18 protein-coding genes and 1 tRNA gene are annotated in these 19403 nt (G+C 55.4%); 13 read left to right on the plus strand and 6 right to left on the minus strand.

Translation table 11 applies throughout. From position 1 onward, the window contains the following. A partial coding sequence (locus DWY76_RS14285) for a hypothetical protein (protein WP_243111860.1) occupies positions 1-401 on the plus strand: 401 nt, incomplete at its 5' end. A 39-nt stretch (positions 402-440) separates the two neighbouring features. Here DWY76_RS14285 and DWY76_RS00010 read toward each other — a convergent pair. The 3 genes from DWY76_RS00010 to DWY76_RS00020 form a co-directional block, all read right to left on the minus strand. Continuing rightward, a complete protein-coding gene (locus tag DWY76_RS00010) occupies positions 441-773 on the minus strand; it encodes a hypothetical protein (protein ID WP_120079167.1) in 333 nt (110 codons plus the stop codon). Between the two features lie 273 nt (positions 774-1046). Beyond that, the gene (locus DWY76_RS00015) at positions 1047-1313 is read right to left on the minus strand and encodes a helix-turn-helix transcriptional regulator (protein ID WP_120079169.1); all 267 of its coding nucleotides are present in this window, start codon (positions 1311-1313) and stop codon (positions 1047-1049) included. 258 nt (positions 1314-1571) lie between these two features. Further along, positions 1572-1655 (minus strand) — tRNA-Leu (locus DWY76_RS00020). Positions 1656-1938: 283 nt separating this feature from the next. Between DWY76_RS00020 and DWY76_RS00025 the strand changes: the two genes are divergently transcribed. The 9 genes from DWY76_RS00025 (at position 1939) to DWY76_RS00065 (ending at position 12650) form a co-directional block, all read left to right on the plus strand. Then, positions 1939-4206 carry a hydratase gene (locus DWY76_RS00025; protein ID WP_347562200.1) on the plus strand — a complete coding sequence of 756 codons (2268 nt, stop codon included), beginning with the start codon at positions 1939-1941 and terminating at the stop codon, positions 4204-4206. A 64-nt stretch (positions 4207-4270) separates the two neighbouring features. After that, the gene (locus DWY76_RS00030) at positions 4271-5128 is read left to right on the plus strand and encodes a PHP domain-containing protein (RefSeq protein WP_097774920.1); all 858 of its coding nucleotides are present in this window, start codon (positions 4271-4273) and stop codon (positions 5126-5128) included. Between the two features lie 91 nt (positions 5129-5219). Next, the gene (locus DWY76_RS00035) at positions 5220-5483 is read left to right on the plus strand and encodes a TIGR03905 family TSCPD domain-containing protein (protein WP_005937268.1); all 264 of its coding nucleotides are present in this window, start codon (positions 5220-5222) and stop codon (positions 5481-5483) included. A 139-nt stretch (positions 5484-5622) separates the two neighbouring features. After that, the gene (locus DWY76_RS00040) at positions 5623-7923 is read left to right on the plus strand and encodes an ATP-dependent Clp protease ATP-binding subunit (protein WP_120079172.1); all 2301 of its coding nucleotides are present in this window, start codon (positions 5623-5625) and stop codon (positions 7921-7923) included. A 187-nt stretch (positions 7924-8110) separates the two neighbouring features. Then, entirely contained in the window at positions 8111-9106 is a 996-nt protein-coding gene (locus tag DWY76_RS00045; protein ID WP_120079174.1) for a YegS/Rv2252/BmrU family lipid kinase, read from the plus strand. Between the two features lie 254 nt (positions 9107-9360). Beyond that, positions 9361-9648, plus strand: coding sequence for a co-chaperone GroES (locus DWY76_RS00050; RefSeq protein WP_005937287.1), 288 nt, complete (start codon positions 9361-9363; stop codon positions 9646-9648). Between the two features lie 52 nt (positions 9649-9700). Continuing rightward, positions 9701-11335, plus strand: coding sequence for a chaperonin GroEL (groL, locus tag DWY76_RS00055; RefSeq protein WP_120079176.1), 1635 nt, complete (start codon positions 9701-9703; stop codon positions 11333-11335). A 342-nt stretch (positions 11336-11677) separates the two neighbouring features. Further along, complete coding sequence (locus tag DWY76_RS00060) at positions 11678-11851, plus strand: hypothetical protein (RefSeq protein WP_207665807.1); 174 nt, start codon at positions 11678-11680, stop codon at positions 11849-11851. Positions 11852-11882: 31 nt separating this feature from the next. Continuing rightward, a complete protein-coding gene (locus tag DWY76_RS00065) occupies positions 11883-12650 on the plus strand; it encodes a hypothetical protein (RefSeq protein WP_120079178.1) in 768 nt (255 codons plus the stop codon). Positions 12651-12721: 71 nt separating this feature from the next. On the opposite strand, the gene DWY76_RS00070 is transcribed toward DWY76_RS00065, so the two are convergent. From DWY76_RS00070 to DWY76_RS00080, 3 genes are all read right to left on the minus strand, one after another. After that, entirely contained in the window at positions 12722-13099 is a 378-nt protein-coding gene (locus DWY76_RS00070) for a type II toxin-antitoxin system HicB family antitoxin (RefSeq protein WP_112114943.1), read from the minus strand. Positions 13100-13239: 140 nt separating this feature from the next. Continuing rightward, positions 13240-13431, minus strand: a complete 192-nt coding sequence (locus DWY76_RS00075; protein ID WP_112114942.1) for a type II toxin-antitoxin system HicA family toxin — start codon at positions 13429-13431, stop codon at positions 13240-13242. 112 nt (positions 13432-13543) lie between these two features. Further along, the gene (locus tag DWY76_RS00080) at positions 13544-13846 is read right to left on the minus strand and encodes a helix-turn-helix transcriptional regulator (RefSeq protein WP_120079636.1); all 303 of its coding nucleotides are present in this window, start codon (positions 13844-13846) and stop codon (positions 13544-13546) included. A 177-nt stretch (positions 13847-14023) separates the two neighbouring features. Between DWY76_RS00080 and DWY76_RS14290 the strand changes: the two genes are divergently transcribed. Genes DWY76_RS14290 through DWY76_RS00090 form a run of 3 tightly spaced genes read left to right on the plus strand, consistent with a single transcriptional unit; the run spans position 14024 to position 19346 of the window. Further along, on the plus strand, positions 14024-15136 hold the full coding sequence (locus tag DWY76_RS14290) for an Eco57I restriction-modification methylase domain-containing protein (RefSeq protein WP_243111862.1): 1113 nt from the start codon (positions 14024-14026) through the stop codon (positions 15134-15136). Further along, positions 15133-16038 (plus strand): Eco57I restriction-modification methylase domain-containing protein, encoded by a 906-nt coding sequence (locus tag DWY76_RS14155; RefSeq protein ID WP_243111863.1) that lies wholly within the window; start codon positions 15133-15135, stop codon positions 16036-16038. Before DWY76_RS14290 ends, DWY76_RS14155 begins: the two co-directional genes overlap by 4 nt. Next, positions 16038-19346 (plus strand): DEAD/DEAH box helicase family protein, encoded by a 3309-nt coding sequence (locus DWY76_RS00090; protein ID WP_120079180.1) that lies wholly within the window; start codon positions 16038-16040, stop codon positions 19344-19346. Before DWY76_RS14155 ends, DWY76_RS00090 begins: the two co-directional genes overlap by 1 nt. Positions 19347-19403 lie beyond the last annotated feature (57 nt).

Genomic DNA, 19403 nt, shown 5'->3' on the forward strand with positions numbered 1-19403 from the left:
TTCAGAGCTTTTACTTTTTCATCCATCGGTCTGTTCTCCTTTCCGGTGAGCTTTCCGCTCCTCCTGACACCTATATTATACAGGATTTCCTTTATAATGTCAAGGCTTTTCTTAAAGAAAAACCTATATTTTTGAAAATATTTCTTGACAAAATACAGGAAATCATTTATACTTGCGGTGAGGTGATGAGCATGGATTTCCCAACGAAAATCAAAATGGCTGAAGCTGTTGCCAAAGTAAAAGAAGCTGAACTTGCCCGGCGGATGGACACCACCCCGCAGGCATTCAACCAGCGAATGAAAACAGGAAAGTTCAAGTATGAAGAACTGGAGCAGATGGCGCAGGCCATGGGCGCAGAACTTGTTGTGAACTTCCGCTTCCCGGATGGAACAGAGGTATGATAAAAGCCGCCAGTGTTTTTGAAGCGCTGGCGGCTTTCTTTATGCCGTGGGTAAGGACTTTACCTGAGAAGCGCCAAAGAACGATGCCCGGTAGGTCTGGCCGTCCCCCTTGCTGCTGTGGATAAGCACAGCCTGAAACAGGGCCTTTTCGCCATGCTCCACCATGTACCCGGCGGCTTTCCAGCCTGCCCAAGTGTTCACCGGCTCGGCTACCCCGGCGGCCTGCTGGGCTTCCTCGATGCGCTGGGCGTTGATCGGCTCGGCCTTTGCACTGTTCCATGCCCGGTGCAGGCACTCGGAAAAGGCGGCAACGCCCTTTCGATACAGCTTCCATGCCTTGCGCATGATGGCGGACAGATCAAACTTTTTCATAATGCCCTCTCTTTCTTTGGCTGAAAAGATAAAATAAAAATCAGCAGGGGAGTGGGTTACTGACTTAGCATGCGCTCACGACTTACTGCGCTCCCGGCTCTTACTTCGCCCCTTGCCTTCCGGTCGTACTCCCTTGCTGTGATTATAGTATCTTCCTTTTTGCCTTGAAAGACAACAGCAAAACCGATATTTTATCAAGAAAATAGATGATAAAATAAACAAATATATTTATATAAAAAGCCCGGATTGTGTATCCGGGCAGGGGAGAACAACTTACTTCTTTCGGGCCTTGTTTACGGTTTTCGGGATCCGGCGCACCTCCGTGACTCGAAGCTCCTCGTTGGGTTCACGGACAATCAACTCATCAATGCTACAATCCAGAGCTTCACAAATCAAATCCAGATCGTCAAGACTGATTCTTTCTGCAAAGTCGTGATACAGTTCATTGATGGTTTGAGCGCGGATGCCGGTTGCGCGGGCAAGTTCCGTTTGCGTCATGCGCCTTTCGCCGAGACGCGTTGACAGTAAAATCCTAATCATAAGCCAATCTCCTTTATCCAAAATTCTACCGATTTCAAATCGGCTTAGCTGGATTTTGGCAGGAAACTACTACTTTCGGCAAATTCTTCCGAAAAACGGGTAAAAATAACAAAAAATCCCCGGCTCTTTCACCAAAAACATGAAAGAACCGGGGATTACCATTATTGGCGAGTTGGTATCTCGCAGTACAGAACGAACACGCTCCCGACCATTTGAATGGTTACATTGGAGCCAAGAGTTCGTACCGTACACTTAGAGTGCCGCCGACGGGGGTCGAACCCGTACTCTGTCTCCAGAAAGGGATTTTAAGTCCCTCGTGTCTGCCAATTTCACCACAGCGGCATACAACGCTAATAATAATACAATAGAATGGCTTCTTTGTCAAGAAAAAGCACGGAGCCCGTCTCTTCATCCTCCATTCACGATTCATTTGTAAAAAGTGCTTTTTCTTTCCGTGGTTTCATGGTATAATAACCTTCAGATACGGTTTTCCGGGCCGTAGCCGCGTGCTTTGGCAGCGCGGCAGAAGAGGGCAGAGCGGGCAGCGTACCGCTCTGCTGGGGCAGTGCCCGCAAGATAGGGCGGGCGGGAAACAGAAAAAGAGAGGCGAATCGAGATGTTGGATATGATCAAATGCAGCACCGGCGGCGCATACTATGCCCGCGGCGAGTGGGTGCCGGCAGACGGCAACGCACCGGCAGCACTGGCCGCCAAGGGCTTTGATGCCGCTGCGGTGGAAAACGCCAAGACCGGCACCATGGCCTACAGCATTCTGCAGGCCCACAACACCAGCGGCGATGCCGAAAACCTGAAGATCAAGTTTGACGCCATGGCCAGCCATGACATCACCTTTGTGGGCATCATCCAGACGGCCCGTGCGTCCGGTCTGGAGAAATTCCCCATTCCGTATGTGCTCACCAACTGCCACAACAGCCTTTGCGCCGTGGGCGGCACCATCAATGAGGACGACCACCGCTTCGGCCTGTCCGCCGCAAAAAAATACGGCGGCATTTTTGTGCCCCCGCATCTGGCGGTCATCCACCAGTACATGCGCGAAAAGTTTGCGGGCTGCGGCAAGATGATCCTTGGCTCGGACTCCCACACCCGCTACGGTGCTCTGGGCACCATGGCCATTGGTGAGGGCGGCGGCGAGCTGGCAAAGCAGCTGCTGGGCCGCACCTACGATGTGGCCCGTCCGGGTGTTGTTGCAATTTATCTCACCGGCTCTCTGCCTGCAGGCTGCGGCCCGCACGATGTGGCCATTGCGCTGGTGGGTAAGCTGTTCAAGAGCGGCTATGTCAAAAACAAGGTGATGGAGTTTGTCGGCCCCGGCGTTGCGTCTCTGCGTCAGGATACCCGCAACGCCATCGATGCCATGACCACCGAGACCACCTGCCTGTCCTCCATCTGGGAAACCGACGAAACGACGCAAAAATTCCTCGCGGTGCATGGCCGTGCCGCCGACTATAAGAAGCTGGCTCCGGCCGACCTTGCTTATTACGACGGTGTGGTAGAGGTAGACCTTTCTGCCATCCGCCCCATGATCGCACTGCCCATGCATCCCTCCAATGCATTTACCATTGAAGAGCTGAACGCAAACCTTGAGGATATTCTCCATGCCTGCGAGCAGGATGTGCAGAAGCTGATCGGCCGCAAGGATGTCAGCCTTGACCTGTGCAGCAAGATCGAGAACGGTAAACTGCGTGTGGATCAGGGCGTGATCGCAGGCTGCGCAGGCGGTCTGTACGACAGCATTTATGAAGCTGCCTCCATCCTCAAGGGCCACACCGGCGGCTGCGGTGACTACGCCCTGAGCGTGTATCCCGGCAGCCAGCCCATCATGATGGAACTGGTGCGCACCGGAGTCATCCACGACCTGATGGCCAGCGGTGCCACCGTCCGCACTGCGTTCTGCGGCCCCTGCTTCGGCGCAGGCGACGTGCCCGCCAACGGTGCGCTGTCTATCCGCCATACCACCCGCAACTTCCCCAGCCGCGAAGGCTCCAAGCCCGGCAACGGCCAGCTTTCCGGTGTGGCACTGATGGATGCCCGCAGCATTGCGGCCACCACGGCCAACGGCGGCATTCTGACCCCGGCTACCGATATCGACTATGATCCCACTGTGCCGGAGTATCAGTACGATCCTTCCAGCTACGATACCCGCGTGTATCAGGGCTTTGGCAAGGGCGATTACGATGCCCTGCTCAAGCTTGGCCCCAACATCAAGGACTGGCCCGAAATTGCACCGCTGGGCGATAACCTGCTGCTGAAGGTGGCATCTTACATCACCGACCCTGTCACCACCACCGACGAGCTGATCCCCTCCGGTGAGACTTCGTCTTACCGTTCCAATCCTCTGGGCTTGGCCGAGTTCACCCTCAGCCGCAAGGACCCGGAGTATGTGGGCCGTGCCAAGGCCGTGCAGGCCGAAGAAAAGGCCCGCCGTGCAGGCGAGGGCAGCGCCGAGGTGCTGGCCCAGCTGCACAAGGTGCCCGGCTGCGAAAACCTGACTTGGAACGATGTGCAGATCGCATCCACCATCTTTGCCGTCAAGCCCGGCGATGGTTCTGCCCGTGAGCAGGCGGCCAGCTGCCAGCGTGTGCTGGGGGCCGGTGCCAACATCGTTACCGAGTACGCCACCAAGCGCTACCGCTCCAACCTCATCAACTGGGGCATGCTGCCGCTGCAGCTGGTGGGCGCAACGCCCTTCGGTCTGGGCGACTATGTCTTTATCCCGAATGTCCGCGAGGCCCTCAAGGGCGACCTGCAGAACATCAAGGCCTATGTGCTGGGCGACACCGCAAAAGAGTTCAGCCTGTACATGGCCCCGCTGACCGCCGACGAGCGCAAGATCCTGGCCGACGGCTGCCTGATCAATTTCTATAAGCACTGATATGATATAAGGCTTCCTCTTTGGGGGAAGCCTTTCTCTGGTTTTCTTGGGAGGTTCATTTTCCATGCCCGGCGATCTTCACAACCATTCCACCTGTTCCGATGGCTCTGTGCCCATCCACCGCCTGCCGCTCATGGCGGCGCGGGCGGGGCTGGACACCATGGCCATTTCCGACCACGACACCCTGCTCAGCGTAAACTACTGCTATGAGCACCCTGTGCAGGACGGCGTGCGCCTGCTTCCGGCCACCGAGCTGACCGGCTATGACCATGAGCATAAGCATCGCGTGCACCTGCTGTGCTACTTCCCGGACCCGGAAAGCCGGGAACTGAAGGAGCACTGCGACATCCTGCGACAGCGCCGCAACGAGTGCGGCCTGCAAAGCGCAAAGGAGATCGAAGCGCTGTACCCGCAGTTCCGCACGGAACAGGCGCTGGAATACGCAAAGGACAGCGGTGTGCTGTTCAAAAGCGGCATTATGGAAGCGTTGCACCAGCTGGGGCTGTGCGATGCTGTGTACGGCAAGCTGTACAGTTATCTCTTTGGCTGGGAGCCGCGCGGCGTGGTGCTGCATCAGGTAAAATATCCCTCGGTGCAGGAAGTAATCGCCACGGCGAAAGCTGCCGGTGCGGTGCTGGTATTTGCACACCCGACCGTTTACAAGAGCATGCCGCTGGTGCGTCAGCTGGCCAAAGAGGGCATCATCGACGGCATTGAGGTGGAGCACCCCCGCAACAGCCCGGAGGACAGGGCCGAGTGTGCTGCTCTGTGTGAGCAGTATGGGCTGATTCATACCGGCGGTACGGACTTCCACGGTGCAAACCACAAGGTGCCGCACCCGGTGGGTACCTGTACCACGGCAGACGATCAGGTGGCCCGCATTCTGGAGCTGGCCCACAAGCGCCGCGGTATTGATGTGTGACCCGGTCACATTGACATTCCGGCACGCTGCTCTATAATAGAAACAGACGATCTTCGTCGGGATTTCTGTCAAAAAGAGAGGATTTTGAACTATGAGCAAGGAATTCAGCTTCCCGAACAGCGGCACCTGTTCCAAGCAGACCAACTTTGTGCTGAACGATGACCACACCATTGCGTCCATGGAGGTCATTGGCGGCTGCAACGGCAACCTGAAGGGCATCTGCCGTCTGGTCAAGGGCATGAAGGCCGAAGATGTGATCGACCGCATGGAGGGCACGCTCTGCGGTTTCCGCAATACCAGCTGCCCGGATCAGATCGCCAAGAACCTGAAAAAGGCTCTGGCCGAAATGGACTGAAAAAATCAAACAGCGAAGGGGAGATGCCTGCGGGTATCTCCTTTTTGTTTTCCCATCCCGACAGAAAGAGATGTTTTTTTTCTGTGCTTCGGGGCTATACTTCTTGTGAAAACGAATTTCATCAGCAAGGAGCGGGCAAATGAGTATTTGGGAAAAACTTGGCTTTGGCGGGTACAAGGGCTTTTCGCACGAGTCGGATCAGCTGCTGCGCAGTGCGGTGGAGCTTGCCGGGAACCTTGGCTGCGAAAAAGCCGATACCGGCCACCTGCTGCTGGCGATCCTGCAACAGGATCACGGGGCGGCAGCACGGTTTCTGGAGGGCAAGCAGATCCGGGAACCGGAGGTGCGCCGTCAGCTGGCCGAGAGCCGCCGCGCACCGGCTTTGCATCTGGATCGCTACGCTCTTGCGCCGGACCTCAAGCGCACCATGGATTACGCCATCATCGGGGCACAGAACGCGCACCTGAACCGGGCCGAGCCGGAACATCTGCTCTGCGCCATGCTGGAGGATGACGGCTGCACAGCAGGCATCCTGCTGGCATCCATGGGCGTGCAGCTCACAGATGCCGTGCGGGAGTGCCGCCAGCTGTCCGGGCAGTTCGTACTGCCGTATCAGATGCGGACCACGGTCAGTGCGCCGCGCGGCAGCCGCGCCAGTGATAAGTACTGCCGGGATCTGACCCGCCGTGCTGCGGAACGGGAACTGGACCCGGTGTTCTGCCGGGAAGCAGAGCTGGACCGCATGGTGGAGATCTTATGCCGCCGTCAGAAGAACAACCCCTGCCTTGTGGGGGAGCCGGGCGTGGGCAAGACCGCCCTTGCCGAAGGGCTGGCCCAGCGCATTGCCACGGATCGTGTGCCCCGTGCGCTCAAGGGCCGCCGTCTGCTGGCACTGGATATGGCCAGCCTTGTGGCGGGCACCAAATACCGCGGTGACTTTGAGGAGCGGTTCAAGAACCTGCTGGAAGAGCTGGTGCGGGACGGCAGCTCCATCCTGTTCGTAGACGAGTTCCACACCATCGTGGGTGCCGGTGCAGCGGAGGGTGCCATCGATGCAGCCAGCATCTTAAAACCGGTGCTGGCCCGGGGCGAGATACAAATTATCGGCGCTACCACTACCGAAGAGTTCCGCACCCACATCCAGAAGGATGCCGCACTGGAACGCCGTTTCGGCAAGGTGCAGGTAGAGGAGCCTACGCCTGCGCAGGCGCTGGATATCCTCAACGGGCTTGCGCCGCGCTATGAGAGCTACCACAATGTCTGCCTTCCGCCGGAAGCGCTGCAGGCTGCGGTGGAGCTTTCGGTGCGGTATCTGCCGGGGCGCTTTCTGCCGGATAAGGCCATCGACCTTGTGGACGAAGCCTGTGCGGCGGCACGCATCCGGGCCGAGCAGGCAAAGCAGTCAAAGCCCACGCTGATGCCGGACGATATCGCCCATGTGGTGGCGCAGGCCAGCGGTGTGCCGGTGGAGCGGGTAGGTGAGCAGGAGCGGGAACGGCTGGACAAGCTGGAAGAACGTCTCAACGCCGAGATCGTGGGCCAGAGCCGGGCTGTGGCTGCAGTGGCAGGTGCCATCCGGCGCAGCCGCACCGGTCTTGGCGAGCCGGGCCGGCCCATGGGTGCCATGCTGTTTCTTGGCCCTACGGGAGTGGGCAAAACGGCTCTTGCCCGGGCGCTGGCGGTCAGCTGGTTCGGCAGCGAAAAAGCCCTGCTCAAATTTGATATGTCGGAGTATCAGGAGCAGCACACCGCTGCCCGGCTGCTGGGTGCGCCGCCGGGCTATCTGGGCCATGACGAGGGCGGACAGCTGACCGAAGCAGTGCGCCGCCGCCCTTACAGTGTGGTGCTGTTTGACGAGATCGAAAAGGCACACCCGGACATTCAGAACATCCTTTTGCAGATACTGGAAGATGGCCAGCTGACCGATGCCATGGGCCGCAAGGCGGATTTCCGCAACACCATCGTACTGCTCACCTCAAACCTCGGCGCACGTTTTTTGGCGGGTCAGAGCACGCCGCTGGGCTTTGCAGCGGGCAGCGAAGCCGTGTTTGAAAAGCAGTCTGCGCAGGCCATTGAAGAGGCAAAAAAGTGGTTCCGGCCAGAGCTGGCAGGCCGTCTGGACGAGATGATCGTATTCCGTCCGCTGGCCGACGACAGCCTGTGCGCCATTGCCGAAAAAATGCTGTGCCAGCTGGAGCAGCGTGCCGCCCGCAGCGGCTACCAGCTGCATCACACACCGCGGGTAGGGCAGGCGCTGGCAGCAAAGGCCCGCTCTGCCTACGGGGCCAGAGAACTGCGCCGCGCAGTGGACAGGGCTGTGGAGCAGGCACTTGCGGATCAGATCGCATCCGGCACGGCCTGCGTGGGCCAGCACTGGACAGCGGACTGCTCGGCGGATGGTGCTATCGTCCTGCGGGAGGACGAAACCGCAACACTGTAAAGCATCTGAAGCTCAAAAGGACCGCCCTGAGTTACAAGACCCGGGGCGGTATTTTTTTGTCTGCAGGGGGGAGCGGAGACATCCGCTCCTTTTTTGTGCGTACGGGGCAGGGACATTGTGAGATTGGCTCTTGCATCCTTTTGGTTTTCTGTTATCATAGAAGCAACAGAATTGCAGGAGGAAGTCCATGCGCACATTATTCCTTTTGAACCCAACTGCCGGTAAGGCCGATTGCACCCGTACGCTGCCGCAGCAGATCAATGCTGCCGCCGCGCGTGCAGGGCTTGCGCCGGAAGAATATGCCATTCAGGTCACAAATCACGCCGGTCATGCCCGGGAGCTGGCCAATGCCGCTGCGCAGCAGGCCCGGCAGAGCGGGGAAGAACTGCGAGTATTCACTGCCGGCGGCGACGGCACCTTCAACGAAGCGCTCACCGGGATCTATGGCTATGCAAATGCAGCCGTGGGCTGTCTGCCCTTTGGCAGCGGTAACGATTTCCTGCGCACCTTTGGTACAAAGGAAGAGTTTCTGGATCTGGATGCCCAGCTGGCCGGTGGGCCGGTGAGCATCGATCTGATGCAGACCAGCCTTGGCCTTTCGGCCACCATCTGCGCTGCCGGTCTGGATGCGCAGGTTGCCTACGGCATCCCGAAGTTCCGGCGCATCCCGCTGTGCGGCGGCGAGATGGCCTATGTGCTTTCCATTGTGGAACAGCTGTGCGGACACATCGGCCGCAGGGTGGAGTACACCATCGATGGTGAAACGCTGGATGTGGACTGCCTGATGTGTGCCATCTGCAATGGCCGCACCTATGGCGGTGGTTTCTGTGCAGCGCCGGAAGCACAGCCCGACGATGGCTGGCTGGATGTATATATCATCCGCAAGGTGAGCCGCGTGACCATTGCAAAGCTGCTGGGAATGTACAAGAGCGGCAAGCACTTCCAGAACGGTCAGCTCGTCAGGGCTGCAGAGCCGTACTTCATTTACCGCCGCGCAAAACAGGTGAGCCTGCGCGCTGCGGATGGCCGCGGGCCGATCGTTGCCACGGCAGACGGTGAATGCGCACCCAAGGAGCAGATCACTGTACAGGTACAGCCGCTGGCAGGGCGCATCCTTCTGCCAAAGCCTGCTTTTGAGCGCTTTGCAGCGCAGAGGACGGCACAGAGTGCAGACCGAACATGAAAAACCAGAAGAAGAGACAGCTTTTTTTCTCCAAGAAGAAAGCTGTCTCTTTTTCGCTGTACGGCTGATTTTTTCATCTGTCATAAATTCTTAACAAAAAGAAGCAAAAAAGGTCTTGATTTTTCGGGTCAAGATGAGTACAATACACTTAGCACTCAGAGAAATGGAGTGCTAAAGAACCAAAGAGCCGACACGAGGCCCTTTGGACACAGCAAAGTTTTAAATTATATTTTTACTATAGGAGGGCAAGAACTATGAAGATCATTCCTCTTGCAGACCGTGTTGTCATTAAGGCTGTTGAGGTTGAGGAGACCACCAAGGGCGGTCTGATCCTGACCGGCAGTGCTAAGGAAAAGCCCCAGGTGGCTGAGGTCATCGCTGTCGGCCCCGGCGGCGTTGTGGACGGCAAGGAAGTCAAGATGACTGTGAAGGTCGGCGACAAGGTCCTCACCAGCAAGTACTCCGGTACCGAGGTCAAGGTGGACGGCGAAGAGTGCACCATCGTCCGTCAGGGCGATATCCTGGCAGTCGTTGAGGACTGAGCAGTTTCCCCTCTGATATTTGAAAATTGAGCTTTAAAGGAGCGATTTGATTATGGCTAAGCAGATCAAGCAGGGCGAGGATGCCCGCAAGGCATTGTGTGCCGGTATCGATACCCTGGCAAACACCGTTAAGATCACCCTGGGCCCCAAGGGCCGCAATGTGGTGCTGAGCAAAAAGTTCGGTGCACCGGTCATCACCAACGATGGCGTGACCATTGCCAAGGAGATCGAGCTGAAGGACGAGTTCGAGAACATGGGCGCACAGCTGGTGCGTGAAGTCGCTACCAAGACCAACGACGCAGCAGGCGATGGCACCACCACCGCAACCGTTCTGGCACAGGCCATGGTCACCGAGGGCATGAAGAATGTCACCGCCGGTGCAAACCCCATGGATATCCGCCGCGGCATGAGCAAGGCTGTTGCCAAGGCTGTTGAGACCATCAAGGCTCACAGCCAGAAGGTGAAGGACAGCAACGATATCGCCCGCGTCGGCACTATTTCTGCAGGCGACCCCGAGATCGGCCGTCTGATCGCCGAGGCTATGGAGAAGGTCACCTCCGATGGTGTTATCACCATTGAGGAGAACAAGACCACCGCTGAGACCTACAACGAGATCGTGGAAGGCATGCAGTTCGACCGCGGCTACCTCACCCCGTATATGGTCACCGATACCGACAAGATGGTGGCTGATCTGGACAATGCCGCTATCCTGATCACCGATAAGAAGATCAGCGTGATTCAGGATCTGGTTCCCCTGCTGGAGCAGGTCATGCAGAATGGTATGAAGCTGCTGATCGTGGCTGAGGATATCGAGGGCGAGGCTCTGTCCACTCTGATCGTCAACCGCCTGCGCGGCACCCTGAACGTCTGCGCTGTCAAGGCTCCCGGCTTTGGCGACCGCCGCAAGGAAATGCTGCAGGATATCGCAACCCTGACCGGCGGCACCGTGATCTCCTCCGATCTGGGCTATGAGCTGAAGGATGCTACCGTCCAGATGCTGGGCCATGCCCGTCAGGTGAAGGTCTCCAAGGAGAACACCACCATCGTTGGCGGTGCAGGCGATAAGGATGCCATCGCAGCCCGCATCGCTCAGATCCGCAGCCAGATCGAGGCCGCTACCAGCGATTTCGACCGTGAAAAGCTGCAGGAGCGTCTGGCAAAGCTGGCTGGCGGCGTGGCCGTCATCAAGGTCGGCGCTGCTACCGAAGTTGAGATGAAGGACAAGAAGCTGCGCATCGAGGATGCTCTGAACGCAACCAAGGCTGCTGTTCAGGAAGGTGTTGTTGCCGGCGGCGGCACTGCTCCTATCAATGCGATCCCCGCTGTGCGTGAGCTGTGCGACACGCTGGAAGGCGACGAGCGCACCGGTGCCAAGATCGTTCTGAAGGCTCTGGAAGCTCCTCTGCGCCAGATCGCTAAGAATGCCGGTCTGGAAGGCAGTGTCATCATCGACAAGATCATCTCTGCCAACAAGCCCAACTACGGCTTTGATGCTCAGAACGAGGTCTTTGTGGACGATATGATCGCTGCTGGCATCGTTGACCCCACCAAGGTCACCCGTTCCGCTCTGGAGAACGCAGCCTCCGTCGCTGAGATGGTGCTGACCACCGAAAGCCTGGTCGCTGATCTGCCGGAACCCCCTGCTGCACCCGCTGCTGCAGGCGGTGACATGGGCGGCATGTACTAATAACTGCCTAAGAACCGCATGAATGCTTGATTTTTGGAGCGCGCAAAAGCGGATTTACGCCAAACTTACGCCACTTACGCCAAAAATCAAAGCGCATGATAGGGTAACAAAATCGGCACTCGCTGAAAAGCGGGTGCCGATTTTTTGTGTCTAGGGGATTTGAAGACTCATGAAACCCACTGATGGATTCTGCGAGCGGCAGACTGTCAGCGGTTTTTTATTGACGAAGAATAGAGATAGGAATACAATAATAGAAAGGGATGTAAAGACGGAAGGGAGTGTGCCGCCTTGGAGAATCAAAAGGACTTCTGCACAGAATGCCGCAGAGAAACAAACTACACCTTGAAGAAAATCAAAATCAACCGGACCATCCGGGAAAAGGAGTATACTTTTGAAATCACGGCTGCTTTCTGCAACAAATGCGGCGGCGAAATGGGAATCCCTGGCCTGATGGACTACAACATGAAGGAAATCGACGAGCAGTATCGCAAGGCCAGTGACAACATTGGTGGATAAGAATAGAAATAATCAAAAAGAGGCTGATAATATGTCAGAAGAAATTATTCGGTATGAAGAAGTTTCACCAACGGCCAAACTTTGGCGTTACATGGATTTGGCTAAGTTCATTTCTTTGATTGGAAAGAAAAAGTTGTACTTTGCGTCATTGGAATCGTTTGAGGATATATTTGAAGGTGCAAAGGGAATTATAGAACGTAAGGGAATATGGAACGAATTTTACACGGAGTTTCTTGAGTGGGCTATACGAACGCCACCGGAGGGAAATACGAGAGATTTGACGGATGAATATGTGGAAAAGAACGCGGCGATGATTTTGTCAAACCTTGAAAGAGCGGGCGTAAGCGAAAGAAAAGATATCTTCGTAAGTTGTTGGCATTGTAATCAATATGAATCAGAGGCTATGTGGAAATTATATTCTACAAACGTGGAAAATGCGATTGCAATTCAGACAACTAGCCAACAATTATATGAAGCACTTGGAAAAGACCCATCAGTAGAAATAGGAAAAGTACGCTATATTGATTTTACAAAGCAGTTTGCACCTATAAATGGCTCGTATTGGTGTAAACGAAAATCGTTTGAGTATGAACAAGAAGTAAGGGCAGTTACACATATGAGAAAAGCTGCTTGCTGTGGTGTTGAAAAAGATGTCGATATTGAGAAATTGATTGCAGGAGTCTATATTTCGCCGTATGCACCTAAATGGTTTGAAGATGTAGTGCGTGATATTACAGAAAAGTATGGGTTGAATAAGCCAATCTTTTATTCGGAAATGAAAGCAAAACCATTTTACTGATATGCAATTATAAACAAACAGCCGCCCAGCGACCTCACGGTCTCGCTGGGCGGCTGTTGTTGTACTTATACTTACGCCAGATGGAGTTTCTCTTTCAGCGCATCCTGAAGGACGCCGGAAAAGTTGATGTGTGCCGATTCGGCGGCATCGTTGAGCCAGCCGGGAATAGAAAGGGTTTTCTTTACGGGTCTGTACCGCTTTTCGTACTCTTCCATATCGAAAGGCACCATCACCACAAAATCTTCCGGGTCAACGTGGAGCGCAGAAGGGACAGAAGGCTCCGGGCAGACTTTGCAATCTTCCAGCATAAGGCCGATGGCATCCTGTGCCATGCGGACGGCTTCGTCCATGGTATCGCCTTGGGTGAAGCAGCCCTCAATATCGGGAATCTCAACAGAGTACCCGCTTTCTTCCGGGTGAAAAATTGCAGGATAGAAAATAGCGTTCATAATGTGACCTCACCTTTTATAATTCAACAAACAATCAATGTACCTTCACTTAACAGGCCTACATTATTGGTTGGAAATTGTAGAATAGTCTATGCAGTGCTTCGCAGTTTCAGAATATGAAGTCTACAATCATCATATTCTTACTTTTTGAGTCCGGCTAATTTGAGAATGTTTTTCTCGGTACCGGGCTTCAGATCCTTTGCGTGAAATGGAACGACAGTGGTTTTGTTGGTAGTTGGGTTATGGTACTTGTAGTGTGACCCATTTGCACTGACTAAAACAAAGCCGTTCTGCTCCAGCAAGCGAATCATTTGCTTGGGAGTCATCGGCATGGCGGGTGCCCCTCCTTTCTTTCAGGATTACAGTTTTATTGTATACGTATTTTACGTATTTGTCAAGAGGGCAAATAAGCCGCCCAGCGACCTTGCGGTCTTGCTGGGCGGCTTATTTTTTGCGTTTCCACAACAGATATTCTTCGTAGCGGTGCATCTCGTTCTGTTCTTCCTCGGTCAGGCGCTGGCGCTGTTTGCGAGCCTCGTCCGAGGGGTCGTAGTCGGTCAGCCCCAGCAGGTAGTCGGCAGAGGTGCCATAGTACCTGCAAATGGCAATCAACATCTCGTGGTTTGGGGAACTCTTTTCATGCTCCCAACTGCGGATGGTAGAGGTTGCAACATTAAGGGCTTTGGCGAGTTCTTCCTGCGTTTGGTTATTCCAATCTCGCAGGTCGGCTAATCGTGCTCCAATCATCTTTTTCCCGCCTTTCTTTGCCATAAGTATAGGTGCTTCATATCACTTTTGGTAAAAAACGCCGAGAATCTTGTTAATTTGCCTCGAAAGTGATAAGACACTTGTTAGTATAGGCTGAAAGTGCTAAGAATATTATCACTTCCGCCGCAACGCTAAGGCAAAGCGAGGGAATCCCCGTTGGAACAACTGATCGACTTTCACGCACCGGAAGTGCAGGCGGTGCTGGATACACTTCTAAAAGACCGCTCCACCGGAAAAAATATCATCTGGGGCACCGACCCGCCGGAGGAACTGCAAACGGTGATGTACGAACCTGTCACGGATAGATCTCAGATCACCACCCAGCAGCTCAGGCTGACCCACTACGAGGTGGTGCTGCCCCGGATGATGAAGCAGACTGACACCCAGCAGCAGCGCACCCGCAAAAAAGGCGAGGTGTTCAGCCCGGCATGGGTCTGCAACAAGATGAACAACGCACTGGACGCCGACTGGTTCCGTGGACTGGGGGCAGAGGAGAGCGCCGGGCAGTTCACGGTGGAACTGCCCCAAGGCTGGCAGACGGTGGAAACGCCGGTGCGGTTCCCGGCTTGCGGGGGCAGGACCCCGGCATGGGTGCAGTATGTGCAGAGCCGCCGCTTGGAGGTGACCTGCGGCGAAGCCCCCTTTCTGGCATCCCGGTACGATGCCGCCACTGGCGAGATGATCCCGGTAGCCCGGCGCATTGGCATTCTGGACCGCAAGCTGCGTGTGGTAAGCGAGAACGCCGCCACAGAGGAAGAGTGGCGCAAATATGCCACCCATGCGGTGCAGTCCACCTACGGCTACGAGTATCAGGGCGATAATCTTTTGTTGGCGCGGGTCAACCTGCTGCTGACCTATGCAGAGCATCTGCAAGCACGCTGGCAGCGCAAGCCCACAAAAGAAGCGTTACAACCTATCGCCAACATCATCAGCTGGAACCTGTGGCAAATGGACGGCCTGCACCTGTCCGTGCCCGGCGGCAAGCCCCAGCCGGAGACAGAACAGCTTGACCTCTTTTCCATGTTCGGGGCGGCAGAGCCGCAGCTGCCCACGGTATCCTGTAAAGTGAAAAACTGGCGCAAGGGCAGCCATGGAACCGCCCAGAACTTTGAAACCATTCAGGAAGGGAGTACCAGCATGAAGTTTGATTATGTCATCGGAAACCCGCCGTATCAGGATGAAACCTTGGCGATAACAAGGGTTTTGCACCGCCAGTATATAACAAATTTCTGGATGCGTCTTATGAAATTGCAGATAAGGTGGAAATGATTCACCCTGCACGGTTTTTGTTCAATGCTGGCTCTACGCCGAAGGCATGGAATGAGAAGATGCTGAATGATTCGCACTTGACAGTCTTGCATTATGAATCTGATAGTTCAAAAATCTTTGCAAACACAGATATTAAGGGCGGTGTTGTAATTACATACCGCGATAAAGTGAAGAATTACGGTGCGATTGAGCATTTTATTGTGTTCGATGAACTAAGAAGTATTGCTCGTAAAATTGGAAAAACAGACTATGTACCGTTAAGCAAGGTGATTTATGCAGCAGAATCGTATCGTTTCACAGAAACGATGCACAAAGAGAACTCAAGCGTGGAGTCTTTGCTAAGTAAAGGTCATAAATACGACTTCAAGTCGAATGTTTTAAGTAAACTCGATAATATTGTGTTCTTCTCTGAAATGCCGAAGGACGGAAGTTCTTATATAAAGATTTTGGGGCTGGACGGAAGCAAGCGCACAGAGAAATGGATTAGAAAAGATTACGTTCGTGTCCCTGAAAATTTTGGGAGTTATAAGGTTTTTATCTCCAAAGCAAACGGTAGTGGTGCTTTTGGCGAAACTCTCTCAGCACCGATAATTGCTGAACCGGGCATAGGACATACGCAGACATTTATGTCTATTGGAAAATGCGAAAGTGAACAAGAAGCTATCGCAATAACAAAGTATGTAAAAACAAAATTTGCAAGGGCAATGCTTGGGGTACTAAAAATTACGCAGGACTGTCCGGCACCAAAATGGAAATACGTACCCCTTCAAGACTTTACCGCCCATTCCGACATTGATTGGAGCAAGTCGGTGGCGGAAATCGACCAGCAGCTTTACCGCAAATATGACCTGACTGCGGACGAGATCGAATTTATCGAGACCCATGTAAAGGAGATGGCATAATGGCTGGCATAACCCTGCGCACTGCCCGGCAGGTGGTGCCCATGATCTACGCCTATACCACCCCGGAAATTGCCCGGCACAACGGCTGGACGAAGATCGGCTACACCGAGCAGTCGGTGGACAAACGCCTGAAACAGCAGACCCACACCGCCGATGTGCTGTACCATGAGGAGTGGCGGGGCAATGCCGTCTACGATGACGGCAGCGGCGAGGTGTTCACCGACCACGATTTCCACGCCTATCTCCGCAAGCTGAACGTGGAGAACGACCGCAAAAACGAGTGGTTCCATCTGGATGGACAGCAGTCCCGGCGGTATTTTCAGGATTTCCGCATGAACCGGGGCCGGGTGCAGCTGGATGCCGCCATCGCCTACACCCTGCGGGAGGAGCAGGCAAGGGCTGTCCGCGACACCAAAACCTATTACCAGAGCCACCCCGGCGGGGAATACCTCTGGAACGCCAAGCCCCGCTTTGGCAAGACCCTCTCCGTCTACGACTTCTGCAAGCAGGTCGATGCACAGACGGTGCTTATCGTCACCAACCGCCCAGCCATCGCCAATAGCTGGTACAGCGACTATGTGCGCTTTCTGGGCAGGGAGTCCGGCTATCTGTTCGTCAGCCATGTGGATGCCCTTGCCGGGCAGCCCCATGTGCTGGACGAGCAGGGCTATCTGGATGCCGCCGCACAGGGCGAGGAACTGTATAAGCGCATTGAGTTCGTCAGCCTGCAGGACATGAAAGGCTCAAAGTATTTCGGCGGTGAGTACGACAAGCTGCGCCACCTGACCGAGCTGAATTGGGATGTGCTGGTCATCGACGAAGCCCACGAGGGCGTGGACACCTACAAGACCGACCTTGCCTTTGACCGCATCCGCCGCCGCTTCACGCTGCACCTGTCCGGCACGCCCTTCAAGGCACTGGCGAACGATAAGTTTGCCGGGGATGCCATCTTCAACTGGACCTACGCTGACGAGCAGGCCGCCAAGCGAAACTGGCAGGGCGCACCGGGGCAGCAGAACCCCTACGCAAACCTCCCCATGCTCAACCTCTACACCTACCAGATGTCCGAGATCATCCGGGACGAGATCCAGCAGGGGGTGGAGATCGACGGCGAAACGCAGGAATTTGCCTTTGACCTGAACGAGTTCTTCAAGGTAAAGCCCAGCGGCAACTTTGAGCACGAAGCCGAGGTGGACCGCTTTCTGGATGCCATGACCACCCAGAACAAATTTCCGTTTTCCACCCCGGAACTGCGTGCCGAACTGAAGCACACCTTCTGGCTGCTGAACCGGGTGGACAGCGCCAGAGCGCTGGCGAAAAAGCTGCAGGCGCACCCGGTATTCCGGGACTATGAGGTGATCCTAGCCGCCGGTGACGGCAAGCTGGACGACACGGACGAGAACCAGAAGAGCTTTGACCGGGTAAAAGCCGCCATCGCCCACCACGAAAAGACCATTACCCTGTCGGTGGGACAGCTGACTACCGGTGTGACTATCCCGGAGTGGTCGGCGGTGCTGATGCTCTCCAACCTGAAAAGCCCGGCGCTGTATATGCAGGCAGCGTTCCGTGCCCAGAACCCCTGCCTTTTCCACGAAAACGGCACCTTCCGCCGCAAAGAGAACGCCTATGTGTTCGATTTTGACCCTGCCCGCACCCTGCTGATCTACGAGCAGTTCGCCAACGACCTTTCTCAGGACACCGCCAGCGGCAAGGGCGACGCCGAGGAACGCAAGGCGCACATCCAGAATCTGCTCAACTTCTTCCCGGTCATCGGCGAGGACGAGGAGGGGGAGATGATCCCGCTGGATGCAGAAAAAGTCCTCAGCATCCCCCGGAAGATCAAGTCCAAGGAAGTGGTGCGGATGGGTTTCCAGAGCAATTTTTTGTTCCAGAACATTTCCAACGTGTTCAGTGCCCCGCAGGAGGTGTTGGACATTCTGCAAAACTTCCAGCCCATCAGCGAAGCTAAGGCAAAGCCCATCCAGATCACTCCGGACACCGGCGCAGACCTCTCCCTGAACGACAAGGGCGAGGTGGATTTGGACGAGGGCTACGTCATCGGCAAGGCAGCGGATGTGTTCGGGGCGAAGATTTACGAAAGCACCCCGGCGCTGGACACCGCCCTGCAAGACCTGACCGATGCCCCGGCTCCTGCCAAAGAAGAGCATCTGGAACCCCTGAAAAAGAGCATCACCAAGGAGATCATCACCCCCATGGTGGAGCAGGCAAAGCAGGAGTATGGCCGCGACCTGAAGCTGTCCGACCAGAAGCGGTTTGAGAGCACCGCCAAAGCCAAAATGGACGTGGCGGTGAACAAGGTGGTGGACAACTACCGCATCGACCGGAGCCAGCTGGAGACCCAGCGCACCCAGCAGCTGCAAAGCTGCACCACCGCCCAGCAGCGCCAGCAGGTGAACCGGGAGTTTGACGCAAAGCAACGGCAGAGCGCCGCCGCCCTGATGGAGACGTTGCAATCCACCATCCAGCAGACGGCGCAGGAGATGCAGCAGACCATTGTGCGCACCGTGGAGACCAACCAGAAGGAGCAGGAGAAAAAGGGCTACGAGGACACCGTCCGTGACCATCTCCGGGGCTTCTCCCGCACCATTCCGTCCTTCCTCATGGCCTACGGCGACGAGACCGTGACACTGGCAAATTTTGACCAGATCATCCCGGACAAGGTCTTTCAGGAGGTCACCAGCATCACGCTGGAGCAGTTCCGCTTTTTGCGGGACGGCGGACCGTACATCAACCAAGCCACCGGACAGGAGGAGCATTTTGCAGGTCACCTGTTCGACCCGGTGGTGTTTGACGATTCGGTGAAGGAGTTCTTGAACCTGAAGGTCAAGCTGGCAGATTACTTTGACGAGAGCCGCACCGAGGATATCTTCGACTACATCCCGCCCCAGAAAACCAACCAGATCTTCACCCCCAAGTGGGTGGTGAAAAAGATGGTGGACCTGCTGGAGCAGGAAAACCCCGGCTGCTTCGATGACCCCGGCAAGACCTTCCTGGACCCCTACATGAAGTCCGGACTGTACATTACGGAAATCGTCAAGCGCCTTTACCGCAGCGAGAAGATGCGGCAAACTTTCCCGGACGATAACGCCCGGCTGGAACATATCTTTGCCAAGCAGGTCTATGGGCTTGCCCCGACCGAGATCATCTACCGCATTGCCATCAGTTACATTCTGGGCTTTGCAAAGGGTCACGGCATTACCGCCCACCATATCCGTCAGGCGGATACGCTGGAATTCGCCAAGGCGGGAACAATGGAAAGGGAACTGGATAAGATCTTCAGAGATTGACCAATAGAATACGGCATAAAACCAAAGGCGGCTGTCTGCATGGGTGCAGATGGCTGC

Origin of the sequence: Faecalibacterium sp. AF27-11BH, assembly GCF_003603005.1 — a bacterium.
Taxonomy (GTDB): domain Bacteria; phylum Bacillota; class Clostridia; order Oscillospirales; family Ruminococcaceae; genus Faecalibacterium; species Faecalibacterium taiwanense.